Origin of the sequence: Spirosoma sordidisoli (assembly GCF_004138325.1) — a bacterium.
Classification (GTDB): Bacteria; Bacteroidota; Bacteroidia; order Cytophagales; family Spirosomataceae; genus Spirosoma; species Spirosoma sordidisoli.
The window spans coordinates 503,324-519,941 of the sequence record NZ_SBLB01000005.1; the positions used below are offsets into that span (position 1 = coordinate 503,324).

11 protein-coding genes are annotated in these 16,618 nt (G+C 57.2%); 8 read left to right on the top strand and 3 right to left on the bottom strand.

All coding sequences use genetic code 11. The annotated features are described in order from the left end of the window. Positions 1-388: 388 nt before the first annotated feature. Positions 389-1,231, top strand: coding sequence for an SRPBCC family protein (locus EQG79_RS19820; RefSeq protein WP_077919414.1), 843 nt, complete (start codon positions 389-391; stop codon positions 1,229-1,231). Continuing rightward, entirely contained in the window at positions 1,212-2,381 is a 1,170-nt protein-coding gene (locus EQG79_RS19825) for a zinc-dependent alcohol dehydrogenase (RefSeq protein ID WP_077919413.1), read from the top strand. Before EQG79_RS19820 ends, EQG79_RS19825 begins: the two co-directional genes overlap by 20 nt. Before the next feature lie 93 nt (positions 2,382-2,474). Here the strand turns inward: EQG79_RS19825 and EQG79_RS19830 are convergent, their stop codons facing one another. Further along, a complete protein-coding gene (locus EQG79_RS19830; RefSeq protein WP_394343316.1) occupies positions 2,475-5,609 on the bottom strand; it encodes a putative LPS assembly protein LptD in 3,135 nt (1,044 codons plus the stop codon). Positions 5,610-5,787: 178 nt separating this feature from the next. Here EQG79_RS19830 and EQG79_RS19835 point away from each other — a divergent pair, with 178 nt between their 5' ends. Continuing rightward, positions 5,788-6,627, top strand: a complete 840-nt coding sequence (locus tag EQG79_RS19835; RefSeq protein ID WP_077919616.1) for an N-acetylmuramoyl-L-alanine amidase family protein — start codon at positions 5,788-5,790, stop codon at positions 6,625-6,627. 173 nt (positions 6,628-6,800) lie between these two features. Further along, positions 6,801-7,796 carry an MlaD family protein gene (locus EQG79_RS19840; RefSeq protein ID WP_129603407.1) on the top strand — a complete coding sequence of 332 codons (996 nt, stop codon included), beginning with the start codon at positions 6,801-6,803 and terminating at the stop codon, positions 7,794-7,796. Positions 7,797-8,446: 650 nt separating this feature from the next. On the opposite strand, the gene EQG79_RS19845 is transcribed toward EQG79_RS19840, so the two are convergent. Then, the gene (locus EQG79_RS19845; protein ID WP_129603409.1) at positions 8,447-11,554 is read right to left on the bottom strand and encodes a VPS10 domain-containing protein; all 3,108 of its coding nucleotides are present in this window, start codon (positions 11,552-11,554) and stop codon (positions 8,447-8,449) included. A gap of 280 nt (positions 11,555-11,834) precedes the next feature. Here EQG79_RS19845 and EQG79_RS19850 point away from each other — a divergent pair, with 280 nt between their 5' ends. Beyond that, entirely contained in the window at positions 11,835-13,460 is a 1,626-nt protein-coding gene (locus EQG79_RS19850; RefSeq protein WP_129603411.1) for an acyl-CoA carboxylase subunit beta, read from the top strand. Positions 13,461-13,521: 61 nt separating this feature from the next. Here the strand turns inward: EQG79_RS19850 and EQG79_RS19855 are convergent, their stop codons facing one another. Further along, entirely contained in the window at positions 13,522-13,719 is a 198-nt protein-coding gene (locus tag EQG79_RS19855) for a hypothetical protein (protein WP_129603413.1), read from the bottom strand. A 328-nt stretch (positions 13,720-14,047) separates the two neighbouring features. Between EQG79_RS19855 and EQG79_RS19860 the strand changes: the two genes are divergently transcribed. From EQG79_RS19860 to EQG79_RS19870, 3 genes are all read left to right on the top strand, one after another. Continuing rightward, complete coding sequence (locus EQG79_RS19860; protein ID WP_129603415.1) at positions 14,048-14,740, top strand: response regulator; 693 nt, start codon at positions 14,048-14,050, stop codon at positions 14,738-14,740. 10 nt (positions 14,741-14,750) lie between these two features. After that, positions 14,751-16,115, top strand: coding sequence for a sensor histidine kinase (locus EQG79_RS19865; protein ID WP_129603417.1), 1,365 nt, complete (start codon positions 14,751-14,753; stop codon positions 16,113-16,115). A gap of 100 nt (positions 16,116-16,215) precedes the next feature. Then, on the top strand, positions 16,216-16,545 hold the full coding sequence (locus EQG79_RS19870) for a hypothetical protein (RefSeq protein ID WP_129603419.1): 330 nt from the start codon (positions 16,216-16,218) through the stop codon (positions 16,543-16,545). Positions 16,546-16,618: the final 73 nt, after the last annotated feature.

Genomic DNA, 16,618 nt, shown 5'->3' on the forward strand with positions numbered 1-16,618 from the left:
ACGAACAAATACCCCCAAAATGTCTCCCCTGTAGAGACGCGATCCCTCGCGTCTCACATGCGTCAGCCATTGGTTTCGCGTCTCACATGCGTCAGCCATTGGTTTCGCGTCTCACATGCGTCAGCCATTGGTTTCGCGTCTCCTATGCGTCAGCCATTGGTTTCGTAGGAAAATTGGCTGGCACCCAGGAGACGCGAGGGCCGGTGCGATCGCGTCTCTACGCAGGGTTCCGGTGGGCAAGATACGGGATTTTGGCGTGTGGTGCCTGCCAGGCTGTTTCCACGAGCGCCATAGCCCGCCCATGCCCCAGGCTCATATTTGCCTGGTCTTCTTAACATTCCCTAAATACTCTGGTTAAAAAGTAGAGTAAACTAACTACCCGATCATCATGGCAAAAACAACGGAATTAGCAAAAAGTGGTGTGCTTGATATAGCCCCTGTCGACCCGATTCCGAGCGGATCGAGTCTGATCAATGTCGGACCGACCGAGCGCTACCTGTCGGTGGGAGCCGGTGCGTTGCTGCTTACCATAGGGCTTCGGCGCGGAGGGCTGGGCGGATTGCTCACAGCCGCCCTGGGTGGCGTACTGACCTACCGGGGGGCCACTGGCTACTGCCCCATCAACAGCGCCATTGGCCGCGACACATCGGGCGAGAAAACCGAAACCGACGTGGTCGAAATCAGCAAAAGCGTTACCATCAATAAACCCCGCGAAGAGGTGTACCGCTTCTGGCGTCAGCTGGAGAACCTGCCGCTATTCATGCAGCACCTCGAATCGGTTACCCAAACCGACAACCTGCGGTCGCACTGGGTTGCCAAGGTGAGCACCGGCAATGCGCTAACCCGGGCTTTACCAGCCGTGGAATGGGATGCCGAGATTGTGGAGGAGGAAGAAAACAGCCGCCTGGTCTGGCGTTCGGTACCGGGCGCTACCGTCGATAATTCGGGCGAGGTCCGGTTCATCGACGCGCCGGGCAACTGGGGCACCGAGGTGCATGCTACCATCAAATACCGCGCGCCCGAAGGCATTATCGGCGAAGCGGTGGTAAAGCTGTTCAACCCGGCTTTCAAACAGATGATCAAAGAAGATATTCGCCGGTTCAAACGCCTGCTCGAAGCGGGTGAAATACCGACGATAACCGGCCAGCCGTCGGGCCGGGCGAACGAGCACGAGTCGATCCCGAAGAAACAACCCACTAAACACAAGGAACATGAAGGCGTTGTGCTATAACGGAAAATACGACCTGCGCGTGGAGCGGGTACCTGACCCGGAAATCCTGAATCCGCGCGATGCCATTATCAAAGTCCGGAAGACAGCCGTTTGCGGGTCAGACCTGCACCTGATCAACGGCTACATCCCCACCATGCGTGAGGGTGACATTATCGGTCATGAATTTATGGGCGAGGTCGTAGAGACGGGGTCCGGCATCACGAACCTGAAAAAAGGCGACCGGGTATCGGTGGCGGCAACCATCGGCTGCGGTCATTGTACCTACTGCTCAACGGGTTCCTACTCCCTCTGCGACAACTCGAACCCCAACGCGTTCATGCCCGAAAAAATTATGGGTGATTCGCCGGCCGCCATCTTCGGATATACCCACTCGTTTGGCGGCTATGCGGGTAGCCATGCCGAGTATATCCGGGTTCCGTTTGCCGATGTGGGCATGTTCAAGGTAGACGAACGGCTGACCGATGAGCAGGCGGTATTCCTGGGCGACGCGTTTCCGACTGGGTTCATGGCGGCCGACATGTGCGGTATCCAGCCGGGCGATACGGTAGCGGTATGGGGCTGCGGTGGCGTTGGTCAGATGGCTATCCAAAGCGCATTTCTGCTGGGGGCCGAGCGGGTCATTGCCATCGACCGCGAGCCCAACCGACTCGAAACCGCCCGGCGCGTTGGCAAAGCCGAAACCCTCGATTTCTCGAAAGTCGACGTACTCGAAGCGCTCCGCGAGATGACCGGCGGCCGGGGTCCCGACCGCTGTATCGATGCCGTTGGCCTGGAGTCGGTAGATGATAGCGTACAATACTATTACGATAAAGCCAAGCAGTTTGCGGGGCTGGAGATCGATCGGGCTATTGTTTTGCGTCAGGCTATCATGGCGTGCCGCAAAGGCGGGACGGTATCGATCGTGGGCGTCTACGCCGGATTCATCGACAGTATGCCGATGGGCGCAGCCATGAACAAAGCGCTCACGTTCCGGATGGGGCAGCTCCACGCGCAGAAATACATGCCCCGGCTCATGGAGTACGTAGCCAACGGACAGGCCGACACCGGGTTTCTGGTAACCCACCGCATGTCGCTGGACGATGGCATGAAAGGCTACGACCTCTTCAGCAAACGTGCCGACGATGTCATGCGCGTCGTATTCACCCCGTGATTATTGAGTGAGTTGTCTATTGAGTGATTGAGTGGACGGCCTGGTCGACACAAAAAACAATTCACTCAATCACTCAATAGACAACTCACTCAGTTAAAACCCGCCCCGGTCGTAGAAGCTGCGACGGCGGCTCAGTTTGAGCTCCTGCAGAATGGACGAGCGGGCGCGCAGGTCGAAGGAGTAGTTGCCAGCCCGGATGTTGCTGCCGGAGTAGGGCGTCCAGTTGAAGGCCATCTCCCAGCAGTGGAGGTCGCGGTTGATGCCGATGGTCGTAAGGGTCGGGCTGCGGAACTGGAAGTCGTAACCCGTCTGCACCGTTATTTTCCATTTGGGCGTCAGGCTCAGGTCGCCCGTCAGCGTCAGCGCCTGAACCACCTGCGATAGCTCCGGCGTGAGTTTGGTAAGCCCGAAGGTGTAGCTCATGTTGATCGACCACGGAATATTGAAGTCGACGTACAACTCGGGGTTGTTGTTGATGGCCTTCATCTGGGCCTCGCTGGCGTTGGCGCTGGTCTTGGGCTTGTCGGCCTGTTTGGGCGCAAACCGGGCACTCAGATACGCCTGTATGTTGGTGAGCCGCAGCAACCCCTGTCCGGCCTGAAAAGCGTACAGGTTGGGCACCCGAACGTACTGCTGGTTGACGTATTCGGTCGTGTTCAGGATCAGGGGTGAGTACGTCAGGGGCGGAACGGGTATGGTACCGAACGTATAGGCCTGGAGCAGATACTGCGGAGTGCCGCCATAGCCCCGGTTGGCATACGGATCGAAGGTCGACGAGAAGTTGAAGCTGATGTTCTTGAAAATCTGCGTGTTGGCGTTGACCGAAATGGGCGAAAGCTGGTAGTCGGGCGCCAGAATGTTGTAACTGCCCGTCAGGCTGATATTGTCGAAGATCGGCACCTTCTTGAAGTCCTGCCCCGTTGTATCGCCCCGCGTTCTGACTTTCATCTCCAGCTGATTGACAATGCCGAATGAGATAAACGCCGACTCGGTACTGCCGCTGCCACCGCTGCCGCCCAGGCCCCTGAACCGGGAGAGCGTACGGCGGTAGTCGGGCAGGGCGGCCAGGCTTCCTACGGCCGGCAGTACCTGAAACTGCCCGAACGAGGGGTTCGTAAAGTCGGGTATGTAGCTGAACGATATGGAGGGCGCTACCGTATGGCGAATGGCCTCCACGCGTTTGCCGCGGATGAAGTACGTGCCGTAGAAGCGCGTGTTCATGCTGGCGTTGACCGAGAAGTTATACGACGGGAAAAAGCCCCGGGCCGTATCGATCCGAACCGCGTCGTTTTCCTGAACGTAAACATAATCGAGCCGTTTGCTGTAGATATCGCCCTGCAGGGCGAAACCCGGCGTCAGGTTGATATACCGGAACAGCTTCAGGTTGGGCAGCGAAATTGGAATGCTGTAGCGGGCCTGTACAACCCGGTTTTCCCAGATCCGGTCGGCGTTGGCCAGGCTGAAGGCAATCAGGTTCGGGTCGGACTCCACGATACCCAGCCGGATGTTGTTGGCCCGGCGGGTGCTGTCGAGAATCCGGTCGATGGCGCTGATGGTTGGGATGTTAGTGATAACCGGAAAACCCAGTCCCGTAGTGTCGACCTGCCGGCGGATGGTATTGTTGATCGTGATGGACCCGCTAACGTCCAGACCGACCCGGAAACTCTCGTACCAGCGGCCCGTACCCCCTTTGAGCGCGAAGGGCGAGATCTGGTTGATGCCGAAGTTGAAATCTGACGACACGTCGGTTTTGCCGTTCTCGCGTACGCCGGTGCGCTGGTTTACCTGCCCGAACTGCTGGTTCACCCGGACGTTAGCCCCGGCCCGTGCAAACTGCCCGAAGGTGCGGCTGTACTGGACCGACGAACCCGCCACGTTGGAGATGTACTGCTGCTGGTTGAAGGAGTTGAACTGGTTGTAGCTGTTGCTGCTGACGTTTACGTTGGCCGAAAAACTACCCCGCCCGCGCGGTACCGGCGAGTGCGACCAGGTGAAGGCAAAGTCATTACGTGGGGTTTGGGTGGTATCGACCCGGTCGCCGGAACGGTTTCGGTTAAAACGCAGGTCAACACCCCCGCTGTAGCGATACCGTTTGTTGTAGGCCGAAGCGACGCCCAGCCCCCAGCTTCCCCGCGAGTAGATCTGTCCTTTGAACTGAAGCCCCAGGTTCTCGCTCACGGCCCAGTAATAGCCGCCGTCGCGCAGGTAGAAGCCGCGTCCGTTGGGTTCTTCGCCGTACTGCGGCACGATAACGCCCGATACCCCGATTTCTTTTCGCTTCGGAAACGGGAAAAACCCAAACGGCAGCCCGATCGGAAGCGGAATCTGGTTGATGACCAGGTTGAAGGGCCCGGCCACGACCTGCCGGTTATGAATCACCTTCAGTTTGCTGGCATTGATGTGAAAGTGGGGCGTTGCCAGATTACAGGTGGTGTAGATCGCCTTGCCGATGTAGAGGTTATCTTCAGCATCTTTTTTTACCGTTGTGCCCCGAATGTTGCCCTCGCCCTGCTGCGTAATGACGCCCTGGATGCGCCCTTTCTTGCTTTTGAAGTTGTAGCGAATCTCTTTGGTATCGTATTTTCCTTCACCATCCTGAAAAATGGGTCTTCCGATTGTCTTCTTTGTTGTCGAATCATACCGACCTTTGGCATATACTTCGTTAGTAAGATAGTTTAGACGGATATAGTCGGCTTTTAGCGAGATGTCACCGTATTCAACGCTGGCATCGCCGAACAGCTCGACCGTCTGGCCATCGGCAGCGTAGATGGTAGAGTCTTTGGCCTGATACTTGACTGTTGTACTGAACTGATCGGCCTGGGTCGTATCGGATAGGGCGGTGTCACCGGCGGCTACACGCAGCGAGTCACCACCCACCCGGCGCTGGGGCCGAACGGTGCTGGGCGATACAAGACCGGGTTGCAGGCGTCCGCGGGTGCTGGTCTGGGAGGCTGGGGTAGTGGCCGTGGTGGTCGTCGCGCCGGTCGATGTGGTGGAGGCCGGGTTATTGGAGCGGGTGGCCGGGTTAGCGACCGAGGGCACGCCGGAGGCTGCGTTCGGCACGCGCTGGGCGGGTACCGTGGCGGGGGGAAGTCCACCCTTGTCGGGCTGTACCGACGTTGACTGCGGAGAGGTTGCTGCCTGTGCCAGTGCTACATAGCTGCCGAAGAGCAGGAGTAAACAAAGTGCGGCTCGAAGCCATGCCGGACGTGCTGGAAGGGGCCGCAAAATAAAGTATCCTTTTTTCAGTTCTATCAAAAAAATTACATTTGCCAATTGGCCGTTAAGCCTATGGCTTACAAAGGTATTCACGAACAATTATCCCACTATCGCTTTGAAACGTTTTCAGCCGTTAAAAATTATTAAATCAACCGGTGTTCGGGCGTTGTTGCTGGCTCCCGGAAAAATGACAACCGGTTTGCTGATAACGCTGCCGCTGCTGGCCATGACCGTGGTCTCTCCGGACGTTGTTCAGGCTGATCTGAATCAGGATACTATTCGCACCAGCCAGGAAAGCAGCGAGGAGTCTGCCGCCCCCAACCGGCTCCGCACCATCGTGCTCGACGCCGGTCATGGCGGTAAAGATCCCGGTACACACGGCCGATATGCCAAGGAGAAAACCATCAACCTGGAACTCATATTGCAATTAGGCCGGAAAATTAAAGCAAATCATCCAGACGTTCGCGTTATCTACACCCGGGTTTCGGACCACTTCGTCGATTTATACGAGCGGGGGGCTATTGCCAACCGGAATCGGGCCGACCTGTTCATCTCCATTCACTGCAACGCCAGCCCATCCAGCAACCGGGTTTATGGCACCGAAACCTACACCCTGGGGCTGCACCGAACCCAGAGTAACCTCGACGTGGCCCGGCGCGAAAACGCCGTAATCCTGCAGGAAAAAAATTACCAGCAGACCTACAAAGGCTTCAACCCCAACTCGCCCCTGGCCACCATCATGCTGGCCAATTATCAGCATGCGTTCATGGAAAGCAGCATCAACTTTGCCGAAAAGGTAGAGCGCAGCTTTCGGCGGAATGCCGAACGGAAAAGCAACGGCGTAAAACAGGCCGGGTTTATTGTACTCTGGAAAACCACTATGCCGAGCGTTCTGATCGAAAGCGGCTACCTGACCAACCCGGCCGAAGAACTGTATCTGAAGTCGGACGAAGGTCAGAAAACCATGGTCAACGCTATTTACAAGGCGTTTGAACAGTACAAAGAAGAAATTGAAGCCAACGGGTAAACCGACGGATCGGCGGGCAGAAGCCTCCAGACACGACACGGGACGAACGGTGTAAAATTGCCGTTCGTCCTTTTTTCGGCGTTCAGGGGCACAAACAGGCGCCGAAGATGGTTATACGTTAAGTCTAATTGGCAGGTGTACCCCGAGCAAGGCGGCTCACCTTCTTCACACGCATGAAACTATCGCAGGAAGTAAAAGTTGGTTTACTGGCTGTCGTCTCGCTGATGATGCTTTATTTCGGATTCGAGTTCTTGAAAGGGTCCGATTTCTTTTCCAATAACCGAACCTATCAGGTCATCTACGACAACGTAGACGGGCTGACATCCTCTAATCCCGTAAGGATCAACGGGTTGTCGGTTGGGCAGGTCAAATCAATCGATATTCTTCAGGATCAGGGTAATAAGCTGCTGGTAACGGTGGAGCTGAAAAACGACATCCGGGTTACGCAGGGCTCGCAGGCTATCCTGGCCGACGATGGGCTGCTGGGCGGCAAATCGATTCGGCTGGTCGTTAAACCCGGCACGCCCCAGCTGGAAGAAGGTGGTCAGCTGGTCGCTACCAAAGAAACCGGCCTGACAGCTCTTATCCGCGAAAAAACCCTGCCGGTGCTCAACAACGTCGACTCGCTGACGTACCAGCTCAATCGGGTGGTGGCTCAGTTTGACCAGACGGGCGTTGTGCTGAACAAGACACTCAACAGTGCCAATGCCGCCGTTGGTACGCTCGACCTCACCATTGCCGAGAACCGCGCTGGCCTCCGAACCACGCTCGCCAATGTGAACCGGCTGTCGGCTTCGCTGATCGAGACGGAACGCCAGCTCAAGCCTATTCTGGCCAAAGCCGATACGTTTGCCGACTCGCTGCAGGGCCTGCAGCTGAAGCAGACGCTCGGCAGCGTGAACAAAACCGTCGACAACCTGCAGCGGATTCTGGGCGACATCAACAACGGTCGGGGTTCGCTGGGTAAACTGGCGTCTGATGAGCAGCTGTACCGGAATGTAAACGCTACGACCGCCAGCCTCGAAAAACTCCTGACCGACCTGCGCGAGAACCCCAAGCGCTACGTCCATTTCTCGCTCTTCGGCCGCAAAGATAAAACCGGCACGGCCACCGGGACGCAGCCCACCAGCACAACAGACGTCACCAGCCAGGCCGATTCTACCAAGTAGAGCACAGCGCAGGCCGTTCCATCATGCCACCCCTTCCATGGCCTCAACCGCATAGCGTCGGTAGAGGTTGAGGTACGACGGCGCCCGCAAGACCATGGCCCGTCAGGGCCCATACCGCGCAGCGTCGGTAGAAACCGACGGGCGCATGACCAGGCGACCAGGCCCGTCAGGGCCTATACAGCGCAGCGTCGGTAAAATCGGTGGGCACCCGCAGGATCAGGCCCGTCAGGGCCTATACAGCATAGCGTCGGTAAAATCGGCGCGCCCACCCGATCTATGGCCCGTTAGGGCCTATACAGCGTAGCGTCGGTAGAAATTAACGCCCCACCCGCATGACCAAGGCCCGTAGGGCCTACACAGCGTAGCGTCGGTAGGGCGATGCATCCAATATTTCATGAGCCGTCAGGTATACCACCGCGATTGTGATGTACCTGACGGCTCATGTGCCGGGTTAACCCTAAACATTGCTGATCAATTTCTACCGACGCTGCGCTGTATAGGCCCTGACGGGCCTGGTCGTACGGGTGGGCCGCCGATTTCTACCGACGCTGCGCTGTATGGGCCCTGACGGGCCTGGTCCTGCGGGTGCCCGTCGATTTCTACCGACGCTGCGCGGTGAAGGCCCTGACGGGGCATTCGTTGGAAATCCGTTAGTTAACCAGGACAACGCCCTTGTCTTTGGCCATCTGGTTGATGCGCATGAGGTTGGTTTCTATGGTCATTTTGAGCTTCCCCAGCTGGGCGTCCACTTCCTGCGTGAGCTGACTACGAACCTCTTCGCCCTGTTTGGTTGGGCGGAAGTCGCCCTGGGCCTGCTCGCTCATGAGGTGCGCCAGCCGGTTGTTGAGCTTGATACCGTAGTTGAGCGGGTCCTGCACACTCATGTTCCTGGTCTGGTGAATGTCGTTCTCGATGGTCTTGAGCTCGTCTTCAAACTTCTTAATGACGTCGTTTATGTCTTTGTTCTTCTCGTCGGACCCCATCTTGTTTTTGAGATAGGTCAGGTCTTCCTTGATCTTCCGGAGGTTGATGATGCCTTCGTTGGCTTCCGTTACCTTGTTACGCACTTTCATCAGGAAATCGAACTGGGCCTGATAGTCGGCCGGTGTCGTTTTCAGCCGGGGGTCTTTGAGGATCTCGAACGGCTGGGTCTGCGATTGCCCGTTTACCGTTAACCTGACCTGGTAATTGCCCGGTACGGCTTTGGGACCGAGGTTGGGCGATCCGTAGAAGACCATACCGGGAAAGGTTTTATAGCCGGGGTAGCGCATGTCCCACACGAAACGGTCGCCCCCCGATTTGACTTTCAGCAGGTCGGCTTTTTCTTTCGCTTTCGTGCTGAACGAGCGGATCAAGGTACCGTTGCTTTCGAGAATGTCCAGCCTGACCTCCGCAGCCGGGTCAGTTTTTTTGATGAAGTAATGAATCATGACGCCGTTGGGGTGATTTTCGCCTTCGAGCTGCGCGTCGCGTTTGCTGGTACCGGCCATGCGGTAGGTAGGCATCGGCTGGTAGAGAATGGCTTCTTTGGCGGCCAGGTCGCTCCTGAGCTGGTGCAGGGGCGTCAGGTCATCGATCAGCCAGAAGCTACGGCCGTGGGTGGCGGCAATGAGGTTATCGTTCTTGATGGCCAGGTCGTGGATGGGTACCGGAGGCAGATTAAGCTGAAGTTTCGACCAGCTCTCGCCATCGTCGAACGATACCCAGACGCCCCGCTCGGTGCCGGCATAGAGTAGTCCTTTTCGCTTCGGATCGGCCCGGACCACCCGAACAAACTCGTCTTTGGGAATCCCTTTGGTCATCACCGTCCAGGTTTTGCCGTAGTCCAGCGTCTTGTAGATGTAGGGCGTGTAATCGCCGAACTTGTACGAAGTAGCCGCCACGTAAGCGCCCCCTTTCACGAACGGATTGACCTCCACCGAATTCATCATATTGTACTTCGGCGACACGGAGGGGGTAACGTTCTTCCAGGTTTTGCCGCCATCTATGGTGACATGGATCAATCCGTCGTCGGACCCCGTCCAGATTTCGCCTTCGGTATAGGGCGACTCGGTAGCGGCAAACACGTTGGCGTAGTACTCGGCACCCGTGTTGTCCTGCGTAATCGGCCCGCCCGACGATTTAATGGTTTCGGGCTCTCCCCGCGACAGATCGGGGCTGATCACCTCCCAGCTTTCACCACCCGTGTAGCTGACGTGCAGATGGTTCGAGCCGGCATAAAGCTTTTTCGGGTTGTGCGGGCTGAAAAAGACCGGGTAATTCCAGTTGAAGCGGTATTTCATGGCATCGGCTCCCGAACCGGCGGGCAGGTCGGGGTGTACGTTGGTAGACCGCTCCTGCCCGGTAGCCAGGTCCTGCATGGTCATGTAGCCTTTGTAGTCGCCCCCGAAAACGACCTCGCTGTTGAGCGGGTCGGGCGCCAGGTGGGCACTTTCGCCGATGGCCAGCGCTACCCAGTCTTTTTCGGTCACGGAAGCGCTGCCCGTCCGGTGCGAAATCCGGACGCTGGAGTTGTCCTGCTGGGCGCCGTAGATGCGGTACGGGAAATGGTTATCGGTCGAAACGCGGTAGAACTGCGCCGTTGGCTGGTTGTGGTAAGTTGTCCAGTGGTTGCCGCCATCGGTCGAGACCTGAGCGCCCCCGTCGTCGGCAATCGCCATGCGCTGGTTGTTGGTCGGGTCGATCCAGAGGTCGTGATGGTCGCCATGGGGCGCATTTTTCAGCTCGAAGGTTTTACCACCGTCTTTCGATACGCCGTAGCTGACGTTCATGACGTAGACAATATCCTCGTTCTGCGAGTCGGCATAGATGCGGCAGTAGTACCAGGCCCGTTGCAGCAGCGCGCGGTCCTGATTGATGCGGGCCCAGGTTTTGCCGGCATCGTCGGACCGATAAACCCCGCCAGCGTCTTTGTTTTCGATGATGGCCCAAACCCGGCTGGAGTTTTTGGGAGATACCGTTACGCCGATGATGCCGTTGATACCCGAGGGCATGCCCGACTTATCGGAGAGGTTTTCCCAGGTGTCGCCCCCGTCGGTACTTTTCCAGAGTTTGGAGTCGGGCCCGCCACTGTCCATCCGGTAGCCGTTGCGTTTCATGTTCCAGGTGCTGGCGTACAGGATGCGCGGATTATTAGGGTCGAGCACCAGATCGGCAGCGCCCGCCTGATCGTTGATGTACAGGACTTTTTTCCAGGTCTGCCCCCCGTCGGCACTGCGAAAAATACCCCGCATCTCATTGGGTTTCCAGAGGTTGCCCATGGCCGCTACGTAGACCAGGTCGGGGTTTTTGGGGTGAATACGGATGCGGGCAATGTGTTTCGAATCGGTCAGGCCGATGCGTTTCCAGCTGGTGCCGGCGTCGGTCGATCGCCACATTCCCGTACCCGAAGCCACGTTGTTGCGCAGGGTCTGCTCGCCTTCGCCCACGTAAATCACGTTGGGGTCGCTCTCGGCCACGGCCACCGCGCCAATGCTCCCGCCGAAGTAGGCATCGCTGATGTTTCCCCAGGTTTGGCCGCCGTCGGTTGTTCGCCAGACGCCCCCGCCAACGGTGCCCATGTAATACAGATTGGGGTTGCCGGTCACGCCCGTAACGGTACAGGAGCGCCCACCCCGAAACGGACCCAGCTCCCGCCAGCGCAGCCCCTCGTAGGTGGCCGGGTCGAAGGAGACCGTTGCCGGTGTCTTTGGCGATTGGCTGTAGACAAACTGGCTAACAAACAGCGAGAGGAAAACGTAAAGGAAAGGTGGCTTCATAGAACGTATAGATTGAGGACAGGAAATCATAAATAGCTTACACAGAGCTGGTCTTTATAATTTTATTAAACTTAACAATTGTCTATAATTTAATCTGATATCAATCTGTATTTCATTATTTTATATTGAAAAATCTATAAAAATCAAAATATGATGGCTGTCGGCTTGGCGGCTCGGCTTGCTGTTGATCGTACGTCGTTACGGACCGCCGGTGTTGGAGACGGCAACAACTCGCTTACTTTAGGGTTTTCTAATGGCCGATCTGGCCGACTCTTCATTCATGCAAACCCTTCTCGACGAACTCACGCAGCGCACTACCAAAACTCAGCTGGGTGGTGGGCAAAAGAAAATAGATGACCAGCACCGCAAGGGCAAACTGACCGCCCGCGAGCGCATCGACTACCTGACCGATTCTGACCGCCCCTTCGTAGAGATCGGCTTGTTCGGGGGCGAGGGTATGTATGCCGAACATGGCGGCTGCCCGTCGGGAGGGGTGGTGGTGGGTATTGGCTACATCTCGGGGCGCCAGTGCGTCATTGTGGCCAACGATGCCACGGTGAAGGCGGGGGCCTGGTTTCCGATAACGGCCAAAAAAAACCTGCGCGCCCAGGAAATCGCGATGGAGAACCACCTGCCCATCATCTACCTCGTCGACAGTGCGGGCGTTTATCTGCCCCTGCAGGACGAGGTGTTTGCCGACAAAGAACACTTTGGCCGAACGTTCCGGAACAATGCCCAGCTCTCGGCCATGGGAATACTACAGGTGGCAGCCATCATGGGGAGCTGCGTGGCGGGGGGCGCCTACCTGCCCATTATGTCCGACGAAGCGCTCATCGTTGAGGGCACCGGCTCTATTTTTCTGGCCGGTCCTTATCTCGTAAAAGCCAGCATTGGTGAAGATGTGGATGCCGAAACCCTCGGTGGCGCCGTAACCCATACCGATATTTCGGGGGTTGTGGACAACCGCTATCCCGATGATCAGCGTTGCCTCGATGCCATCAAACGGATCCTGTCCCGGACAGGGCAGCGCGAAACGGCTGGCTTCGACCGCATCGAATCGGCTCCGCCCGCCAAAGAGCCGGCCGATATCTACCAGTTACTGCCGTCGGACCGGGTAAAACCGTACGATATGCGCGAGATTGTGGATAGACTGGTGGATAAGTCTGAGTTCGATGCCTATAAACCAACCTACGGCCAGTCGCTGCTGTGCGGATACGCGCGTATCGACGGCTGGGCGGTAGGGATTGTGGCCAACCAGCGCAAGGTGGTGAAGGCTAAAATACCGAAGCAGGGCGGGGCGCAGAGCCAGCCCGTAGAAATGCAGATGGGGGGCGTTATCTACGGCGATGCAGCCGATAAAGCCGCCCGGTTCATCATGAACTGCAATCAGAAACGGATTCCGCTGGTGTTTCTGCAGGATGTGTCGGGCTTCATGGTGGGCAGCCGGGCCGAGCAGGGCGGAATCATCAAAGACGGGGCTAAAATGGTCAGCGCCATGGCCAACTCGGTGGTGCCGAAATTTACCGTAGTGATCGGTAACAGCTACGGCGCGGGTAACTACGCCATGTGCGGCCGCGCCTATGACCCGCGCCTGATGGTAGCCTGGCCCACTGCTCAGATGGCCGTCATGAGCGGGGCATCGGCTGCCAAGACCCTGCTGCAAATTCAGGTGGCTGCGCAGAAAGCGAAAGGGCAGCCGCTCACGCCGGAGCAGGAACAGGCCCAGCTCGACAAAATCACCGACCAGTACAACGCCCAGCTATCACCCTACTACGCAGCCGCCCGGCTCTGGATCGATGCCATCATAGACCCGCTCCAGACCCGACAGGTGCTGTCGGAAGGCATCGCGGCTGCCAATCACGCGCCGATCACCAAACCGTTTTCGGTGGGTATTATTCAAACCTAGCTGGTGCGGCCCTGGCTTTTGCCGGGTCGTTACGATCCCGGACCCGCCCCCGGACACCCGTTCAGACCGTTGGCAGGGTGGGCGTCTCAAACAGAAGCCAGGCAAGCAGAATAGCGACGAACAGGTACAGGAAACCGGCGATGGCGCACTTCACCCGGCAGAAGGTACCCTGGTCGGTAGTGAGCGCTTCCCGCGCAAAGCTAATGGTCATAAGTAGCTGACCCAAAATAGAGAGGACGACGAAAATAGGAAGATTCATTGCCGTAAAAACCGTACGTGAGAGGAGATAGATACTACTAAATTTTTCTTTAAGATATTGACTGTCAGAAGATTGGTTATCGAAGATAGTTCGTTGCAGCGGAAAAAGCAGCCTGCTCGTGGTGTTGTCTAGACTTACTAGATGGGTAGTGTAAATCGTTGCATATCTAAGACGATCATTTATAAGATATGTAACATAGATTTAGTAGAATATTTATCAATTTTTTTTCAGTGCGATAATCGGCAGGTGAGTAAGGTGGGTTATTTTGAAAGTAATACTATCATGTTCCGGTTTGGTAGTACCTTTACCCCGTCAAACTGAATTGGTTATGAGCCTGTCGAAACCCAATATTCTCGTTGTCGAAGACGAAACGAAAGTGGCGCTTTTTCTCAAAAAAGGCCTGGAAACCCAGTCGTACAGCGTGACTGTGGCGGCCGATGGACGTGAGGGGAAGCGACTGATCGGGACCGAACATTTTGACCTGGTTATTCTGGATGTCAATCTGCCGGTGCTGAGTGGGGTTGAACTGGCCCAGTATATCCGTACCCGAAATACACAGCTCCCCATTCTGATGCTGACAGCGCTCGACTCCACGACCGACAAGCTGATGGGGTTTGAAGCGGGGGCCGACGATTACCTGGTCAAACCGTTCGATTTTCTGGAGTTGCTGGCCCGCATCCGGGCTTTGCTGCGCCGGGCCACGCCCCCTGACGAAAGCGAGGCCGTACTGAAGATGGCCGATCTTGAGCTGGACCTGCGCGAGAAAGTAGCCCGTCGTATGGGACAAAGTATCGACCTGACCGCCCGTGAATTTTCTCTGCTCGAGTACCTGATGCGCAACCAGGGCCGGGTCGTGTCGCGTGTCGACATTGCCTCGCAGGTCTGGGATCTCAACTTCGACACGGGTACTAACGTGATCGATGTTTATATCAACTACCTGCGCAACAAAATCGATAAAGATGCGCCCGTTAAACTGATTCATACCGTAATCGGCCTGGGCTACGTGCTGAAACAGAAATGATCGCTGCGCAATGACCATCCGCAATCGACTGACGCTGCTTTTTACGGCCATCGTATCGGGCTTACTGCTGGTATTCTGCGCTACGATCTACCTGGTTGCCGAACGGCATCGGGAGAACGAATTCCGCGAGCGTCTGCATGCCGAAGCCCTGACCTCTGCCGAACTGCTGTTTGGGCCGGATACCATGGGGCGGCAGCTGTATAAGCTGCTGGACAAGAACCACATGACGGTGCTGAACGACGAGGAGATCATTATTTACAACCACCGGAACCAGATCGTTTTCGAAAGCGGCACCGATTACCTGACGGTATCGAAAGAGCAGCTCGACGAAGTAAGGCTGCACAACAGCCTTTACTGGCGGGTAGGCCCCCGCGAGGTGGCGGGCGTGCGCTATTACGACCGCTACCACCGGCTGGTGGTGCTGGCGTCGGGCGTAGACAAGTATGGAGTCAGTAAGCAGCGGAATCTGGCCGGCTTGCTGACGGTGGGCTGGCTGCTGGCTACGGCCGTCGTATTTGGGGCGGGCCGGGTCTACGCCGGTCGGGCGTTGCAGCCGATTCGCCGGATTATCGATCGCATCGATACCATTACGGCCTCGCAACTGGACCAGCGCTTGAAAGAAGGCCCTAACCCCGATGAGCTTACCCAGCTGGCCCACCGCTTCAACCGGATGCTCGACCGGCTCGAAGATGCCTTTCAGCAGCAGCGCACCTTTGTCTCGCACGCATCCCACGAACTACGGACGCCCCTGACGGCCATTACCGGACAGCTTGAGGTGTCGCTGCTGGCCGACGATGACCTGACCGAGTTACGCACTACTATAGCATCGGTCCTGGAAGATGTGCGTGACCTGAACCAGCTGACCAACGGCCTGCTGGCACTGGCTAACGTCAGCCTGGACGAAAAAGCGGTAGTGACCGGTCCGGTAGCGCTCGACGAACTGACCGAACAGGTCCGGGAGGAGTTGCTTCGGCTCCGGCCTGGCTACAGCGTACAGGTCGTTACCGAGCCGGCCGCGTCGGGGGCCGATGGGTTTCGGGTAACGGGCAACGAACCCCTGCTCCGAACGGCGCTGTTCAACCTGATGGAGAACGGCGGCAAGTTTTCGCCCAGCCACGAGGTGAACGTGCAGCTGACGGCAGACCGGCACATGATCCAGCTGACGGTACAAAACCAGGGTACTCCCATCGACCCCAGCGAACTGCCCGATATATTCAAACCTTTCCGGCGGGGTACCAATGGCCGCGCTGTACCCGGCCACGGCATCGGTCTGTCGCTGACTCAGCGGATCATCCAGCTGCACCGGGGCCGCATCACGGTCGAGTCGAACGCCGTGCGCGGCACCACCTTTCAGTTGATGCTCCCACGCGCCTGAAGCAGGTGTTCCCCACTTTCTAATGGCTTTCTAACACGGGGTTAATGGGGCTCTAAAGCGGGTCGGAGACCTTTGTTTCCGCAACCGACCGCTAGTAGCCATGAACCAATACATTCTCGATTACTCCAATCCAGGCAGAGCGAAGCGCCGTTCTGGTCGCAATTTCCGGGCGCGGTTGCGCATGTACCGGGTCTATCGACGGATGCTTATGTTGCTGAGCGGTCTGGTCTGTGGCATCTCTTTGCTCAGTCTGGCCCATCAGCGTACTGAAACGCAGCTGATTCAGCAGCGGTACGATGCGCAGCTGATTCAGTACGACTCGTTGCTGGCCGCTAAGCTGGAAGTAGACCAGCAGCTGGCCAAGGTGTATCGCCGGCTGTCGCTCGAACCCCGAACCGACCGCGTGCGCTACGCGCCCAGCCGGGACTGACCACGGGCGGCTATCGGTCGTGTGTACCCGGCAACAGCCGGTTTTTCTGATCAGACCATCCATTCATCACAAC